Source organism: Shewanella xiamenensis (assembly GCF_024971755.1).
Classification (GTDB): Bacteria; Pseudomonadota; Gammaproteobacteria; order Enterobacterales; family Shewanellaceae; genus Shewanella; species Shewanella xiamenensis.
Window position 1 is genome coordinate 4,118,836 of the sequence record NZ_CP079718.1, and the last position, 15,575, is coordinate 4,134,410.

Annotated in this window: 15 protein-coding genes; 7 read left to right on the forward strand and 8 right to left on the reverse strand. The window is 47.2% G+C overall.

Features of this window, described 5'->3' with window-relative positions:
- Positions 1–45: 45 nt before the first annotated feature.
- Positions 46–1,035, forward strand: coding sequence for a lactate dehydrogenase LdhA (gene ldhA, locus KXJ80_RS19235; protein ID WP_055647423.1), 990 nt, complete (start codon positions 46–48; stop codon positions 1,033–1,035).
- Between the two features lie 69 nt (positions 1,036–1,104).
- Positions 1,105–1,842, forward strand: a complete 738-nt coding sequence (locus KXJ80_RS19240) for a dienelactone hydrolase family protein (protein WP_218737311.1) — start codon at positions 1,105–1,107, stop codon at positions 1,840–1,842.
- A gap of 59 nt (positions 1,843–1,901) precedes the next feature.
- Here the strand turns inward: KXJ80_RS19240 and KXJ80_RS19245 are convergent, their stop codons facing one another.
- The gene (locus KXJ80_RS19245) at positions 1,902–2,447 is read right to left on the reverse strand and encodes a DUF3332 domain-containing protein (protein ID WP_037414674.1); all 546 of its coding nucleotides are present in this window, start codon (positions 2,445–2,447) and stop codon (positions 1,902–1,904) included.
- Between the two features lie 247 nt (positions 2,448–2,694).
- On the reverse strand, positions 2,695–3,240 hold the full coding sequence (locus tag KXJ80_RS19250; RefSeq protein WP_037414676.1) for a mechanosensitive ion channel family protein: 546 nt from the start codon (positions 3,238–3,240) through the stop codon (positions 2,695–2,697).
- Between the two features lie 90 nt (positions 3,241–3,330).
- Here KXJ80_RS19250 and KXJ80_RS19255 point away from each other — a divergent pair, with 90 nt between their 5' ends.
- From KXJ80_RS19255 to ahpF, 4 genes are all read left to right on the forward strand, one after another.
- Positions 3,331–4,074 carry a spermidine synthase gene (locus tag KXJ80_RS19255; RefSeq protein ID WP_050991411.1) on the forward strand — a complete coding sequence of 248 codons (744 nt, stop codon included), beginning with the start codon at positions 3,331–3,333 and terminating at the stop codon, positions 4,072–4,074.
- A gap of 89 nt (positions 4,075–4,163) precedes the next feature.
- Complete coding sequence (locus KXJ80_RS19260) at positions 4,164–5,699, forward strand: leucyl aminopeptidase (protein ID WP_047538251.1); 1,536 nt, start codon at positions 4,164–4,166, stop codon at positions 5,697–5,699.
- 348 nt (positions 5,700–6,047) lie between these two features.
- On the forward strand, positions 6,048–6,617 hold the full coding sequence (ahpC, locus tag KXJ80_RS19265) for an alkyl hydroperoxide reductase subunit C (RefSeq protein WP_011621596.1): 570 nt from the start codon (positions 6,048–6,050) through the stop codon (positions 6,615–6,617).
- A 109-nt stretch (positions 6,618–6,726) separates the two neighbouring features.
- Complete coding sequence (gene ahpF, locus KXJ80_RS19270) at positions 6,727–8,310, forward strand: alkyl hydroperoxide reductase subunit F (protein WP_259474490.1); 1,584 nt, start codon at positions 6,727–6,729, stop codon at positions 8,308–8,310.
- 49 nt (positions 8,311–8,359) lie between these two features.
- Here the strand turns inward: ahpF and KXJ80_RS19275 are convergent, their stop codons facing one another.
- From KXJ80_RS19275 to brnQ, 6 genes are all read right to left on the reverse strand, one after another.
- Positions 8,360–8,779, reverse strand: a complete 420-nt coding sequence (locus KXJ80_RS19275) for a GNAT family N-acetyltransferase (protein WP_218737313.1) — start codon at positions 8,777–8,779, stop codon at positions 8,360–8,362.
- Positions 8,780–8,814: 35 nt separating this feature from the next.
- Positions 8,815–9,144 carry a hypothetical protein gene (locus tag KXJ80_RS19280; RefSeq protein WP_069453429.1) on the reverse strand — a complete coding sequence of 110 codons (330 nt, stop codon included), beginning with the start codon at positions 9,142–9,144 and terminating at the stop codon, positions 8,815–8,817.
- Positions 9,145–9,188: 44 nt separating this feature from the next.
- Positions 9,189–10,913, reverse strand: a complete 1,725-nt coding sequence (gene recJ / locus KXJ80_RS19285; RefSeq protein ID WP_259474491.1) for a single-stranded-DNA-specific exonuclease RecJ — start codon at positions 10,911–10,913, stop codon at positions 9,189–9,191.
- A 92-nt stretch (positions 10,914–11,005) separates the two neighbouring features.
- A complete protein-coding gene (dsbC, locus tag KXJ80_RS19290) occupies positions 11,006–11,731 on the reverse strand; it encodes a bifunctional protein-disulfide isomerase/oxidoreductase DsbC (RefSeq protein ID WP_037414691.1) in 726 nt (241 codons plus the stop codon).
- Positions 11,732–11,882: 151 nt separating this feature from the next.
- Positions 11,883–12,785 carry a site-specific tyrosine recombinase XerD gene (xerD, locus tag KXJ80_RS19295; protein ID WP_037430831.1) on the reverse strand — a complete coding sequence of 301 codons (903 nt, stop codon included), beginning with the start codon at positions 12,783–12,785 and terminating at the stop codon, positions 11,883–11,885.
- 81 nt (positions 12,786–12,866) lie between these two features.
- Positions 12,867–14,282, reverse strand: a complete 1,416-nt coding sequence (gene brnQ, locus KXJ80_RS19300) for a branched-chain amino acid transport system II carrier protein (protein WP_069453432.1) — start codon at positions 14,280–14,282, stop codon at positions 12,867–12,869.
- A 569-nt stretch (positions 14,283–14,851) separates the two neighbouring features.
- Between brnQ and KXJ80_RS19305 the strand changes: the two genes are divergently transcribed.
- The gene (locus KXJ80_RS19305) at positions 14,852–15,562 is read left to right on the forward strand and encodes a tRNA1(Val) (adenine(37)-N6)-methyltransferase (RefSeq protein WP_099456933.1); all 711 of its coding nucleotides are present in this window, start codon (positions 14,852–14,854) and stop codon (positions 15,560–15,562) included.
- Positions 15,563–15,575 lie beyond the last annotated feature (13 nt).

Here is a 15,575-nt window from a genome sequence, read left to right on the forward strand (position 1 = left end):
ACATACACTCAGTGCCAGTAACAATGTAACCCTTAGGTGATTGAAATGAGAATTGGATTTTTTAGCGCAAAACATTATGACATGCAGCATTTTAACCGTACTAATGCCGCATTTGGTGCGCAAATTGAGTATTTCGATTATCGTCTCTGCATGCAAACGGTAAAGCTTGCCGAAGGTTTTGAGGTGGTATGCGCCTTTGTTAACGACTCTCTCTGTGAAGAAGTGTTGGTCGAACTCGCTAACGGCGGCACAAAAATCATCGCCATGCGCTGTGCAGGCTTTAACAATGTCGATTTAGTCGCCGCAAAACGTTTAGGTATGCAAGTGGTCAACGTGCCCGCCTATTCCCCCGAATCCGTAGCCGAGCACACGGTCGCCTTAATGCTGACCCTAAACCGCAAAATCCACAAAGCCTACCAACGCACCCGTGATGCTAACTTTTCACTCGAGGGGTTAGTCGGCTTTAACATGTTTGGCAAAACTGTTGGTGTAATTGGTACTGGTAAGATTGGGGTCGCCACCATTAAGGTATTGCTCGGTTTTGGCTGTAAAGTGATTGCCTTTGACCCCTACCCAAATCCTGCGGTAGAAGCGCTCAATGTGGAATATTTAGATCTCGATACCATTTACGCCACCAGCGATATTATCAGCCTGCATTGCCCATTAACCGCCGATAACCACCATCTGCTGAATAAAGAAAGTTTTGCCAAGATGAAACCCGGCGTCATGGTGATCAACACTAGCCGCGGCGGTCTGCTCAATGCCTTCGATGCGATGGAAGCCTTAAAGCTCGGCCAAATTGGCTCCTTAGGGTTAGATGTGTATGAAAACGAAAAAGAACTGTTTTTCGAGGATAAGTCGAACCAAATCATTCAGGACGATGTTTTCCGTCGCTTATCCGCCTGTCACAACGTGATTTTTACCGGTCACCAAGCCTTCCTTACCGAAGAAGCATTGGGCGCGATCGCCAACACAACGCTGAGCAATGTGAAAGCCGTGCTCGCGGGCGGACGCTGTGGTAATGAACTGTTTTAACTGACAGATTAATACCTGACTGCTAAAGTGAGGCTTCAACGTTTGAAGCCTCACAGAGAGAATCTCAATATGTTAGTCACTCAGGAAACTCAGGATATCTCCACGCCTTCAGGGCTAATGCGTACTTACCTCTACCGCCCAGATGCCACCGGGCAATTCCCCTGTATCATTTTTTACTCTGAGATATTTCAGCAAACCGCGCCCATCGCCCGCACCGCAACAATACTCGCAGGCCATGGTTTTGTGGTGTTAGTGCCAGAGGTATTTCACGAGCTTAATCCGATAGGCACAGTGCTGGCCTACGATGAGATGGGTAAAGACAAAGGCAATGCCGATAAATTTGCCAAGCCCTTAGAGCAGCACGACAGCGACACCCAAGCCCTTATCGATTTTGCCCGTCAGCAGAGTTATTGCACCGGAAAAGTCGGCAGTATGGGCGTGTGTATTGGCGGCCACTTAGCCTACCGCGCAGCACTCAATCCCGAGATTTTGGGCGCGTTTTGCCTCTATCCCACCGACATACATTCCAATACCCTACCCTGTGCCTATGGCAATGACTCGCTGAGTCGCACAGGCGATATTCAAGGGGAATTAGTGTTAGTGTTTGGTAAGCAAGATCCCCATGTATCGCCCGAGGGGCGGGTATTGATCCACCAACAGTTGATGGCTAAAAACCGCAACTTCAGTTGGCTTGAGGTGAATGCTCAGCATGCCTTTATGCGTGATGAGGGCGAGCGCTACGATCCCGCGCTAGCACTGCAGATGTATCAGCAAGCTGTGGCGTTTTTCCAGAGGGTACTGCGATAATATTGTTATTATCCAACCCATAAATCTAAACCATTTTATGGGTTGGATAATTCAAAAGCTTAAGCAGCAGGTGTTGCTGGCGCATGTAAACGGCTTTGGCTATAAGCAACAAGTTCTTGGTTACTCACTCGCGTGATAAAAGCACCATCGAGGAAAAAGTCCACATCTTCGCCAACTTTACGGCCCGATAATAACTGGGTGCTACCGTCTTCGTAGGCTAACGTCATAGTGACCGTATGCTCATCGGGGTAGGCAATTTGCGCTTGAGTCAGCTTCACTGGCGCAGATCTAAGCTCATCACTCACGTGTGGATTAATCTTAAAAATCGCCTCAACTGGCATATCAACCACAGCGGGTGATTTATCGGTAATCGGATTCTTGCCAGTCCAAAACTCAATGGTATTAAAGATGAACAGATCGCCTGTCGCCGCGATGCCATACACTGGGCTTAACAGCATAAACAAGCCTGCACGACCATAACGGTTATCCACCGCACTTAAATTTCCCTTAGTCACCATTTGACTTAAACCCATTTGTCCCATACAACCGGTTAACTGGGTCGCGAGTAGCGTGCCAATCGTCACAGCTAAAAGTTTAGATTTCATTAAATTAGATCCATTAGGTAAAAACAAAAGCGCGGATTCTACGGATTCGTGGGCACTAAACCGTGCAACAGGGCACAATCTAAGGTAAACAAATGGAGGGAAATGTAATCAATAACACTGATTTTGTTATATAAAACAGATTAAGCAACGAAAGCTAACGCCAAGATAATAAAACTAAGTGCTTGCGAGTGCGCCGACAACAGTTTGCTAATAAATGTACAGTGATGGCGCACATACAGGAGAATGATTACTCGAGGTCGAGTTTCTTTTTGCCATCCTGCAACGCTTGACGCTCGGCAAGCGGTGACTGATCGGCCAGCTTTAACACCGCCTTCTGCAGCATCAAGTTGTTGGGATAGGTGATAGTATCGCCATTATCCCTGAGGATAAGTACATGAAACAGCGCGATTTCAATAATCACTCCACTGATATCTTCATCCTTATCCACCACCCGAATACGTTCACCAATCCGATACGGGAACACGAAAAAAATCAGCACACCAGCCGTTAAGTTGCTCAAGATCGACCATTGAGCGACTAAGGCGACACCCATCACCGCAAACGCGGAGGAAACAAACAGCGACACATCTTGATAACCTAATCCAAGTGACACCGCCATTAACGACAAAGTGATAAAAAACATCACATAGGAAATAAACCGCGTGACCAGGCTGGTACGGGCCGCACTCACCTGCTTCATTAATGAGAGTTTTTTCACCCATTGAGTTAATGCTCGCTGCAAAAAGATAAACACCACAAGATAAATACAGGCAAGCAGGATTTGATTTGTCATAATAGCCACTTAAAAAACGAAACCAGCTGAATTCTAACTTTTTTATACCTGCACGCAAATCAGCTCAACGCAAATAGAGTAATAATGACCATGGCCGACGCAATTTTGTTACACGAAACTCACGATACATTCGGGCCTATCCGCGTGCTCGACTATGGTGATTCGCGCGTGCTCTCCTTCGGTGACAACGATGAACAAAGCAAAATCCTAAAAACCGCTCCCCATATTCCACAGCATACCTATGTACAGGGCATGATGCTGGTTCTGTTATTTTGTAAACCCAAAAGTGCGATAGTATTGGGTCTGGGTGGCGGTGCACTTATCCATGTGCTGCGCCGATTTGACGCAGCCATCAAGCTAACCGCAGTAGAGCTTCGTCCCACGGTTATCGAACTGGCCAAGCGTTACTTCCAACTCCCAATAGGTAAAAAGCTGAATGTTATCAATGATGATGCCCTCGTCTTTATGGCATCGGCCGAGCATAAAAAAGTCGATGTGATTTTTGCTGATATCTACAGCGCCAAAGGAGTTAACACCGGGCAACTCTCGGCGACCTTCCTTGAGCAATGTACTCAACGGATTAAACCCGATGGCTATTTAGTGCTGAACTGCTGGAAGGAACATAGCCAAAATCGGGAGTTACTCGCCGATTTGCAGCACCATTTTGCCCACGTACATGCCTGCCTCACCAGTGGCGGAAACTGGGTGATTTTTGCTAGCCAAATACCGCAATCACTTGGCGCCAGCGCACTTAAGAGCCAAGCCCAAAGCCTGTCACAGCAATTGGATTTTGCCCTTGAGCGTTCACTAACACGTTTTGGCCCTTGGATTTAAGATTAATCTCAGTCAAATGGCGTAAATTAGTTAACCCTAAGACTCAGCTTTGCTATGCTTCTCACTCTCCACAGATATGAGTTGTCACCATGAAAAATAAGAATAAATTTTTGTTAAGCGTTATGGCTCTGGCGTGCCTTAACTCTCTCAATGCTAACGCCGAAACCTTTAGTTTTGACACTCGTAATTCACTTAATTCAGATACCTTAGTACTGTTCCAAAGTACTGATTCAACAACCTATAGTCTCGATTTTTTGCCCCAGTCGACTCAGGATCAACTCAATCTTGCGGTAGCTGATAATAGTTTTTCGGGTAAACGCGGAGAAATTTTAGAGATTTTAGTCCCGAGCGAAATCGACGCAAAACGAGTATTACTGGTTGGGATTGGCGATGCTAAAACCCTAACACCTGGTGAAATCAATACCTTAGGTGGCAACATTGCCGCCAAACTTGAAACCGTGCCACAAGCCACGGTACGCGTGCTGACCCAAGGCCTCAGTAACGCACCTCTCTTTGGTTCAGAGCTCGCCCACGGCATTGAGCTGCGCAGCTACCGCTACACTCAATTTAAAACCAGCAATCGCGCCGAGAAGAACTATCAAATCGGCGTTGATGACTTAAGCAAAAACCAAAAACATCATAAGAATCTGCAAGCTATCGAAGCAGGTGTGTTTTTAGCTCGCGATCTTACCAATGCCCCAGCGGGAAATATGTATCCCGAAAGCTTTGCTAACGAGGCGCGTAAACTCAAAGCCCTCGGCGTAAAAGTCACAGTACTCGAAGCCAAAGATATTGAACGCTTAAATCTTGGAGCCTTAGCGGCCGTAGGTAAAGGCAGTGAGCGCCCACCTAAGCTGGTTGTCGCCCACTGGCCCGGCAGCAAAGAAGCACCTATCGCCCTCGTCGGTAAAGGTATTACTTTCGACTCTGGCGGTTACAACATTAAAGCAACAGGCACTTCCATCGCGCGGATGAAGTCCGATATGGCGGGCGCGGCAACTGTACTCGGTACAGTCAAGGCGATGGCGATTCAAAAGGCGCCAGTTAACCTTGTCGCCATTATGCCCATGGCTGAAAACATGGTATCGGGCCATGCGATGATCCCAGGCGATGTGATTAAAACCGCCCAAGGCCTTACGGTTGAAGTGCTCAACACCGATGCCGAAGGCCGTTTAGTGCTCGCCGATGGTCTCTGGTATGCCCGTGAAAACTACCGCCCATCGGTCATCATTGATGTTGCCACCCTTACAGGCTCAAAAGTCAGTGCGCTAGGCACCGTTTATGCGGGGTTATTTACCGATTCAGAGCCGCTAGTGCAGCAACTCACCTTTGCGGGTCAACAGGTGGGTGAAAAAGTCTGGCGCTTGCCGTTAGATCAAGCCTACGACGACGAGCTAAAATCCACCATCGCCGACTTAAAGAATACCGGTAAAGAAGGCAGCGCGGGAGCATCAGCAGCCGCCATGTTCCTCAAACGCTTTGCGGGTGAGCAACCTTGGGCTCACCTCGATATCGCTGGTAATGCCTTAACTGCCACCGATACCGCCGTTGTGCCCGCAGGTGCCACAGGCTATGGTGTGCGCCTGCTCAGCACGTGGTTAACTCAGCCTAAGGCGCAAAACTAGAACCTAGAACCTAGAACCTAGAACCTAGAACCTAGAACCTAGAACTTCAGTAGCTTGTTGCAACCGTTTTTATGTTTAAAGGGATATCGTCGATATCCCTTTTTTATTACCCTTCCCTAACGCTACATAACCAAATTAAACAATCGATTAGCCGCTAAGACACGCCAGTGCTGAAAAATCGATTAATCCATCATATCAAACCCAATAAATTCGATAAAATCGATTAGGATGATAGTTTTTATCCGTTATATTTATCGTCGTTAGGTCAGTAATATACTTCTCATCGACGGGGGAACAAGCTAATGCCCGTCACTAAATTCACCATAATCAACTAAATGGAAGCATAAAATGACTCAATCAATTATCAACAGCACCATCAAACCATTCAAAGCCACTGCTTACCACAATGGTGAGTTCGTGCCTGTAACAGAACAAGATCTGTTAGGTAAATGGTCAGTTGTATTCTTCTATCCAGCAGACTTCACTTTCGTTTGCCCAACTGAATTAGGCGACATGGCGGATCACTACGCTAAGTTACAATCAATGGGCGTTGAAGTTTACTCAGTATCGACTGACACTCACTTCACTCACAAAGCATGGCACGATACTTCTGACACTATTAAGAAGATCAACTTCCCAATGCTGGCAGACCCTACTGGTGTGATCAGCCGTAACTTCGGTGTGATGATCGAAGAAGAAGGTTTAGCACTACGTGGTACCTTCGTGATCAACCCAGAAGGCCAAGTGAAAGTTGCTGAAATCCATGACTTAGGTATCGGCCGTAGCGCTCAAGAACTGGTTCGTAAGATCCAAGCGGCTCAATACGTTGCGACTCACGATGGTGAAGTTTGCCCAGCTAAATGGCAACCAGGTGACGAAACCCTAGCACCATCTTTAGACCTCGTTGGCAAAATCTAATCTCGCCTAAAGGTCAACCCCGCCAATCTGACTCCCCCCTGCATGAGTCAGATTGGCACCCCTCGCGTTTTTCAATATTTTTCAATTTTTACGCTGATTTGGAGTCATCATGTTAGATGCGAATTTAAAAAATCAACTGCAAACCTATCTGCAAAACCTCAAGAGACCAGTTGAACTTGTCGTGTCAGCAGATGAAAGCAAGAAGTCTCAAGAATTAAAAAGCTTAGCCAATGACATCGTTAGCCTTTCAACGTTCGTGAGCCTTAAAGAAGCTCAAGGCCAACGCACGCCAGCGATGACAGTGGTAAACCCAGAACTCAATACTCAGATTAGCTTTGCTGGTCTGCCTATGGGTCACGAATTTACTTCACTCGTGTTAGCCCTGCTGCACACGGGTGGACACCCAATCAAACTCAGCGACGACATCATTGAGCAGATCCGTAATCTGCCCGGCAAATATGAGTTTGAAACCTATGTGTCACTCACCTGCCAAAACTGCCCTGATGTGATTCAGGCGCTGAATATGATGGCCGCGATCAACCCGAACATCACCAACGTGATGATCGACGGCGCCCTGTTCCAAGATGAAGTGGCGAACCGTAACATTATGGCCGTACCTTCTGTGTACTTAAACGGCGAAGTGTTTGCCGCGGGTCGTATCAGCATTGGTGAGATTTTAAATAAACTCGATACTGGCGCGGCAAGCCGTAAAGCGGAAGAACTTAGCCAAAAAGCCCCATACGAAGTCTTAGTCGTTGGCGGCGGCCCTGCTGGCGCTGCGGCAGCAATTTACGCTGCCCGTAAAGGTCTACGTACTGGAGTGGTGGCCGATAAATTCGGTGGCCAAGTCGCAGAAACCGTTGGTATCGAAAACTTTATATCGGTTAAAGCGACTGAAGGTCCAAAACTAGTGGCAAACCTTGAAGCACATGTGCGTGACTACGAAGTCGATATCATGGATAACCAAAAAGCCGTTAAACTGGCGAGCGATGGTTTATTCGAACTCGAACTGGCAAGCGGCGCGAAACTGCGCAGCCGTACCATACTACTGGCAACCGGTGCCCGCTGGCGCGAAATGAACGTCCCCGGCGAGAAAGAATACCGCGGTAAAGGCGTAGCCTACTGCCCACACTGTGACGGCCCATTATTTAAAGGCAAACGTGTAGCGGTTATCGGTGGCGGTAACTCAGGTATCGAAGCGGCCATCGACTTAGCCAACATCGTTGAGCATGTCACAGTACTCGAGTTCGACAGCAAACTGCGCGCCGATGATGTGCTGCAACGTAAAGCGGCCTCTATGGGTAATATCAAAATCATTACTCAGGCGATGACCACAGAAGTGACAGGCGATGGTACTCGGGTGAATGGCCTAAACTACACCGACCGTGCAACGGGTGAAAGCCACCATATCGCGCTGGCAGGGATCTTCGTACAAATCGGTTTAGTGCCAAACGCTGAATGGTTAAAAGGCACTGTGGATTTGACTCCTCGCGGCGAAATCATTGTCGATGAGCGCGGCCAAACCTCTGTACCAGGCGTATTTGCCGCAGGTGACGTGACTAACTCACCTTACAAGCAAATCATCATCGCCATGGGTAGCGGTGCCAATGCCTCACTGGGTGCATTTGATTACTTAATTCGCCATAGCGATGACAGTACCGAAACCAAAACCACAGCGACTAAAGCGGCTTAATCTTTAATAATTAACCGCCCAATAAAATAGCCAGCTTACGCTGGCTATTTTATTGATAAGGATTCTCAAACCGAATTTGCATTAGTGTTTCAGGATGATCCACAGCGCCAAAACCAAATTGCGCATAAAGTCCATGGGCATCGCGGGTGGCGAGCATTATGCGTCTTAATCCTTGCAGATCAGGATGTTCCATAATTGCTGCCATCATCATCTTACTTAACCCTAAGCCGCGGTGGGATTCGAGGACAAACACATCGGCAAGGTAGGCAAAGGTGGCTTTATCGGTAATCAGTCGCGCAAAAGCAAGCTGTTGATTATCCTTATCAAATACTCCAAAACATAAACTGTTGCTAAGCGCCTTTTGCAGCAGCGCAGCAGGCATGCCCTGCGCCCAATAACTGTTGGAAATAAAACCATGGATAACATCAAAATCCATTTCCGATAGCTCACTGCTGACTCGATATTCCATTTGTCGCTCCAATATAGCGTTAAATACCGTTTAATCTAGGTATGTTTTGCACTCATAAATATCATCAATACCATGCCTAATAACACCACTTTTGCTAATGAATACATGGCTCCAGCAAAGGAACCACCACCGTGATAGCTAAAAGCAAGATGGCGATTGATCTCAAATCGAAAGGACTTAGCCAAGTGGCGATAAGCAAGAAAATAAAATAATGAGGCCGCGGGCCAAATGCCAATAATCAAGGTTTGGCCCTGAGCCTTTGTAGTCAAAACCGCCGAAATCCAGGGAATACAAAGGCAAACCGCATATATCCAAGCAAAACGCTTAAGTAACTGACGAATCTTTTTGTCTGATAATGACTTCAATCTAAAATTCCTTTTCACCTCTATTTACCCGCTATCAGCGCGGATCACATTGGCTCGATTTGCTCGACCATCAACTGTAGGGTGAAATTACCGCGATATTCGTTCACATCGAGCTTATAGACAATGCGCGCATGCTGAATTGTCGCATCGGGCCAAGTGTGCAAATCCACATTAAAGGCAATCGCGTCTAGCATCACAGTGCCGCATGGGGTTTCAAGCACTAATTTAAGGTGGCGCTCCCCCACAATCCGCTGCTGGATGATCTTAAAATAACCATCAAATAACGGCTCTTCGAAGGATTGCCCCCAAGGCCCTGCATTGCGAAGCAACTGGGCAATTTCAAGCGTTAACTCGGTTGGGGTTAACTCGCCATCGGACCAAAGCTCGCCCGTTAGCTGCTCAGGCTTTAACAGTTCACGAACTGCATCATCGTAGGCTTTGGCAAAGGTTGCAAAGCCACCGGACTTTAAGGTTAAACCTGCCGCCATCGCATGGCCGCCAAATTTACAAATCAGCCCAGGATGGCGGGAGTTAACTAACTCAAGCAGATCGCGCATATGCAAACCTTTGATGGAGCGCGCCGAACCTTTAATTTCGCCATTACCCGCGTCGGCAAAGGCGATAACGGGTCTGTGGTATTTATCTTTAATTCGCGAGGCCAGAATACCAATAACCCCTTGGTGCCAATCCTCTTGAAAAAGGGCGATACCCCATGGGAGCTGTTCTTCATTAAGCTTTAGATATTCAAGACTTTTCAGCGCCTCTTGCTGCATCCCCACCTCAAGCTCGCGTCGCTCTTGGTTGAGGCTATCGAGCTCTGCCGCCATCCGCCTTGCATACATGATGTCTTCGCACAGCAGGGTTTCGACCCCGAGCGCCATTTCATCCAGCCTGCCGGCGGCATTGAGCCTTGGCCCTACGGCAAAGCCAAAGTCCGAGGCGACAATCCGAGCTGGATTACGTTTTGCGACTTCAAGTAGAGCAGTAATGCCCACACGGCAACGGCCACTGCGTACCCGCTGCAATCCCGCCTCGACCAGAATACGATTGTTGGCATCGAGCGATACCACGTCGGCCACAGTGCCAAGGGCGACAATATCCAGCAGAGTGCCAAGGTTAGGCTCGGCAATACCGCGAGCTTGATACCAGTGACGAGCGCGCAGTTCTGCCCTAAGCGCCGTCATCAGATAAAAGGCGACCCCGACGCCAGCGATGGATTTACTGGCAAACTGACAACCGGGCTGATTGGGATTCACTATGGCATCGGCCGCCGGTAACTCATGGCCGGGTAAGTGATGGTCGGTGATCACCACCTGCATGCCAAAGGCCTTGGCGGCAGCTACGCCTTCAATGGAGGAAATACCGTTATCAACAGTAATAAGTAATTCTGCCTGTTTGGTTGCCGCCACGGCGACAATCTCAGGACTCAGGCCATAACCGTAGTCAAAGCGATTGGGGATCAGATAATCGACTTTACTCGCGCCCATCATTCGTAGCGCGAGGATACACACACTTGTCGAAGTGGCGCCATCGGCATCAAAATCGCCAACGATCAGAATCGACTGATCAAGCTGCATCGCATCGGCAATCAACTTGGCGGCGTGATCTAAGCCCTTCATGGTATCGGGCCTTAACAAGCCCTTAAGTACCAGTTCGCATTCGGCGGACATGACTCCACGGCGAGCATAGAGCTGTCTTAACAGCGGCGGAAGGTGAGCGGGTAAATGGCTATCATCAACGGTTGGACGACGGATTATTTTATGGATCAAGGGAACAAACTCTTAAACAATCATGGGGCTAAGATAACAAAAAGGTGAGCTTTAGGCTCACCTTTAATGGGATAAGTTTAGCCGAATTGCGACTATTGGCGCGCTTCTAAAGTACGTAATAAATCCGCAGGTGGTTGATATCCTGGGATCATATTGCCATCTTCTAACACGATAGCAGGCGTGCCGTTAACACCAAAGCTGGTACCTAATTCATATTGTTCGGCGATTTTAGCATCACAGGTCGCGGCAGAGACTTTTTTACCCGCCTTGGCTTCTGTCATGGCTTTTAATGGATCCTTAGCACACCAAATGGCCTGCATTTCATCGGCATTGGCAGATGGCACACCCGCACGTGGGAAGGCTAAGTAACGTACGGTAATACCCAACTTGTTATACTCAGCCATTTGGCTATGTAACTTGCGGCAATAACCACAGCTCACATCAGTAAACACAGTTACAACGTGTTTTTCATCTTTCGCTTTATACACCAACATATGATCTTCAAGCGGTTTCATCATCGCCAAACGTGGGCCTGCAAGTGCCGCTTCTGTCAGGTTTTTCATCCCTTTATCAAGATCGTATAAATTACCGTGGAACATTTTTGAGCCATCACGGCTGATATAGAGCACGCCGCGATTAGTCATCGCTTGATATAAACCTTCGATGGGCGAATCCTGCATTGAAATCACTTCAACATCTAACATTTCACTGAGTTTTTGCTTAATCGCAGCAGTGTCTGGAGTGGTCGCCGTTGCGGCGCTGGCCAGAGGCGCAACAACAAGCGCGAAAACTAAAGATAATGCTCGGGTCAACTTCATGGGGACTTCCTATTAAGTAAATCGCTACTGCGACATATGGGTCAGGTTAATAGACCCTGTATGGGGGCAAAAAGTTACAGACAAGCCAAATAGAATGCAAATTTATACTGTAACTAAATTCAACCATTCACGGTTTTGTGATCCACAAAGCCTATCCCCGTGGATGATGCTGCTGATGTAACTCTTGTAATCTCGCTCGGGCCACATGGGTATAGATTTGAGTTGTCGATAAGTCACTGTGACCTAAAAGTAATTGTACAACCCTAAGATCGGCGCCATGGTTGAGTAAATGGGTGGCGAAGGCATGACGCAAGGTATGGGGTGAAAGTTCAGTTTCAATTCCAGCTCGGCTCGCGTAGAGCTTAATACGATGCCAAAAGGTTTGCCGCGTCATCATCTGCGAGCGCTTTGAAGGGAACACCACGTCAGATTGAACATAGCCTAAGAGTTCATGCCGCGCCGAAGTTAAATAATGTTCTACGGCGGTTATTGCTACCTCACCCATTGGCACTAAACGCTCTTTACCGCCCTTCCCCACAATCCGCACTAAGCCTTGGCGAAGGCTCATCTGCTCCATGGTTAATCCCACCAGCTCGCTCACCCGCAGTCCGGTGGCATATAACAACTCAAGCATAGCTTTATCACGGCATTCAACGGGGTCGTCCACATTGGGCTCAGCCAGTAACCTATCAACCTGTGACTCGCTTAGAGAATCAGGTAAATGCCGACTTAACTTAGGCGATTCAATCAGTGCCATGGGATCGCCTGCAATCTGTTTGGTCTGCAATAAATATGTGTAAAAACGCCGTAAACTACTCAGCAAACGTGCACTACTAGTGCGGGCAAATTGTTGCTCGACCCGATAAGCTAAGTAAGCACGAACGTCAGCTTGACCCACATCGCACAAACCCAATCCTTGGCTTTGCAGATAGCGATCAAAATGGCGTAAATCGGTGCGATAGGCACTCAAGGTATTATCACTTAAGCCCTTACTAGACCAAAGATCATCAAGAAATGCATCAATAAGCGGATCACACTGATAGGTTTTAGCCACGAAAACTCCATAAAAAACGGCGTATGGTAGATACGCCGTTGATATTAACTTAATTTCTCCGCGACTGGCAGTCGCCTTTATTTAGGCGGCAGTGACTGCTTTTGCACCGCCACCGCGAATCATTAAACACAGCACAATGACAACTAAGGTTGGCAATAACCACGCCATTCCCTCTTCATACAGCGGTAGGAGAGACAGGGTGGGAGACATACCACTGACCAGATCGATAAAGCTTTGCGCCGCTTCAGTCACGCCTTTACCGTCTTCACCCGTGAGGCTTTTTGCGGCAACCTTCATACCGTCAAAGATGCCAAACAGGAGTGCCACAGACAGGGTCGCACGGTGAGCAAACTGCGGACGAGGGAAATATTCAGTTAAAAAGGTTACCGCGACCAGTGCAATAGCCACAGGGTAAACCGTCATTAATACCGGAATACTGATATTAATCAGTTGTGACAGCCCAACGTTCGCAATCACAGCACAGATAGCGCTTAATATAATCACCAGAAAACGATAAGACAGCTTTGGCATTAGCTCATTGAAAAACTCAGAGCATGCACTCACTAATCCCACCGCCGTAGTTAAACAGGCTAGCGTTACCACTGCCGATAACAACACAGTGCCTAAATTGCCAAACTCACGGGTCACATAGTTAGTTAAAATTTCACCGCCATTTTTAGCACCTGCGGCAATATCACCCGCCGTGGCACCTAAAAAGAACAATGACACATAAACAAAGGCAAGACCCGCTGCGGCAATAAAGGCAGCGCGAATAAGGTACTTAGTCTGTGCGCTAGGCTGCTCGATGCCCTTTTTACGCAGCAGATCGATAATCAACATACCGAACATCAAAGATGCCAAAGTATCCATAGTGTTATAGCCTTCAAGGATACCTTTAGTCAGCGGATGGTTCTTGTAATCACCTACGGCCGCACCAACATCAGAAGCGGGTAAAAACACCACAGACAAGGCTAAACCTACTAGTAATAACAATAGGATAGGGGTTAATACTTTACCGACGCTGTCGAGTAATTTCCCGGGGAACAATGCCAGCAGCATAGTCACAGTAAAGAAGCACAAGGTATAAATTAGTTGCGACAGATTAAGCGATAAACTGCCAAGCATAATGGTTGCTGTGGTGTTATCAATAAAGGGCTTAGCACCGATTTCATAGGCCACTAGACCGGTACGCGGCGCAGCAAATGCAGGCCCGATGATGATATAAATCGCAATGGCTAATGCCGTTGCCGCAAACACAGGCAACATCGCCATAACCTTACCTTGAGCCTTAGCAACAGCAATGAGCCCGACCAAAGGTAAACCTACGGCAGTGATGAGAAACCCTAGCATTGCAAGGAGCATGTTCTCCCCAGCTAACATCCCCGCAAAGGGAGGAAAAATTAAGTTACCCGCCCCCAAAAAAAACGCGAAGGTCATAAAACCTAAGCCTAATGTATCCCCAATACTCATCTGATTGTCTTGCACGGAAAGCCCCATCTTGTCTTATTGTTTTTAATAAACTTAAGTGATTATGTGTCGATTAGCCATAGCTAAAACAAAGCCCATCCGGAGTGCAAATCTATGTTTACACAATTCCGTGGTAAATATGTGCGATATCTGCTGAGTTTATAAACAAAAATGAACTAAAAATTGGCTTCATTGCCGATTTATTCACCTAAAAACCCGTTCACCTATCCGTTAATCATAAAATTGATTAAAAATGGGGGCGAAACTAATATCAGAATTCAAAAATCAATACAACAGGTAAGATAGTTTTTATCGAAAAAAGCGTTCCAATGCTAATTAACTGCTAACAATGAGTTACCAAGGTAATAAATTAAACCGCCAATTAAGTGAACTTAGACTCAAAACAGCACAAAAATACAAAAACGCGATCTCATAGGAAGAATAGAGCGATTAGGGCATGTTGGCGTTTCAGGACGAATCTTTAAACATCAATGCGCCCGACTCATAACCATAAAAATCTTAGCGAAAGCACAACTCGCCCTTTAAAATAGCCACGATCTTAAATCGCATTCCCTTATTCATCGGATAAATGAGTTTTCATGGCTTTTACCTTTAAACAATTCCACATTGATGATCTTAATTGTGGCATGCCCGTTAGCACCGACGGCGTGATATTAGGCGCATGGGCACCGCTTGCTCAGGCAAAACACATTCTAGATATAGGGGCCGGAAGTGGATTATTGAGTTTAATGGCGGCGCAGCGAAGCCTTGGGCAGATCACCGCGGTGGAGCTTGAGGAAAAAGCCGCCGCCGCATGCCAATTCAATATGGTGCAAAGTCCTTGGGCGGACAGGCTCAGTATTATCCATAGCGATATTCAAGACTTTTGCCAGCAAACTCAGTATTACGGATATTTTGACCATATCATCTGCAACCCGCCTTACTTCGAACATGGCCCCAAGGCGAACGACCAGCATAGAGCGATGGCGCGCCATACCGATACATTAGGATTTGAGCCATTGCTAAAAGCAATCTCCCAATGCTTATCACCTGAGGGTTCTGCAAGTCTTATATTGCCGATTCAAAGTCTTATACGCTTTAAAGTCTGCCTAAATCAGTTCGCACTTTATCTCAGGCAAGAGGTACAGGTTAAAAGTGTGGAGAATAAAGCCGCCAATCGCATTTTGCTGTTATTGACTAAAACACAGGGGAGCCAGTGCCTACAAACCATATTCACCATCCGTGGATTAGAGGGAAGTTACACGAATCAAATGGTCGAACTGACAAAGGATTTCTATCTTAAGCTATAGGCATGCTAGTTAG

What these genes read in the sequence shown, in the direction of transcription:
- KXJ80_RS19240 (WP_218737311.1), top strand. Translation starts at nt 1,105, where the DNA reads ATGTTAGTCACTCAGGAAACTCAGGATATCTCCACGCCTTCAGGGCTA.
- KXJ80_RS19250 (WP_037414676.1), bottom strand. Translation starts at nt 3,240, where the DNA reads ATGACAAATCAAATCCTGCTTGCCTGTATTTATCTTGTGGTGTTTATC.
- KXJ80_RS19245 (WP_037414674.1), bottom strand. Translation starts at nt 2,447, where the DNA reads ATGAAATCTAAACTTTTAGCTGTGACGATTGGCACGCTACTCGCGACC.
- KXJ80_RS19275 (WP_218737313.1), bottom strand. Translation starts at nt 8,779, where the DNA reads ATGGAATATCGAGTCAGCAGTGAGCTATCGGAAATGGATTTTGATGTT.
- dsbC (WP_037414691.1), bottom strand. Translation starts at nt 11,731, where the DNA reads ATGAAGTTGACCCGAGCATTATCTTTAGTTTTCGCGCTTGTTGTTGCG.
- KXJ80_RS19305 (WP_099456933.1), top strand. Translation starts at nt 14,852, where the DNA reads ATGGCTTTTACCTTTAAACAATTCCACATTGATGATCTTAATTGTGGC.
- KXJ80_RS19255 (WP_050991411.1), top strand. Translation starts at nt 3,331, where the DNA reads ATGGCCGACGCAATTTTGTTACACGAAACTCACGATACATTCGGGCCT.
- ahpF (WP_259474490.1), top strand. Translation starts at nt 6,727, where the DNA reads ATGTTAGATGCGAATTTAAAAAATCAACTGCAAACCTATCTGCAAAAC.
- brnQ (WP_069453432.1), bottom strand. Translation starts at nt 14,282, where the DNA reads ATGGGGCTTTCCGTGCAAGACAATCAGATGAGTATTGGGGATACATTA.
- ldhA (WP_055647423.1), top strand. Translation starts at nt 46, where the DNA reads ATGAGAATTGGATTTTTTAGCGCAAAACATTATGACATGCAGCATTTT.
- KXJ80_RS19260 (WP_047538251.1), top strand. Translation starts at nt 4,164, where the DNA reads ATGAAAAATAAGAATAAATTTTTGTTAAGCGTTATGGCTCTGGCGTGC.
- ahpC (WP_011621596.1), top strand. Translation starts at nt 6,048, where the DNA reads ATGACTCAATCAATTATCAACAGCACCATCAAACCATTCAAAGCCACT.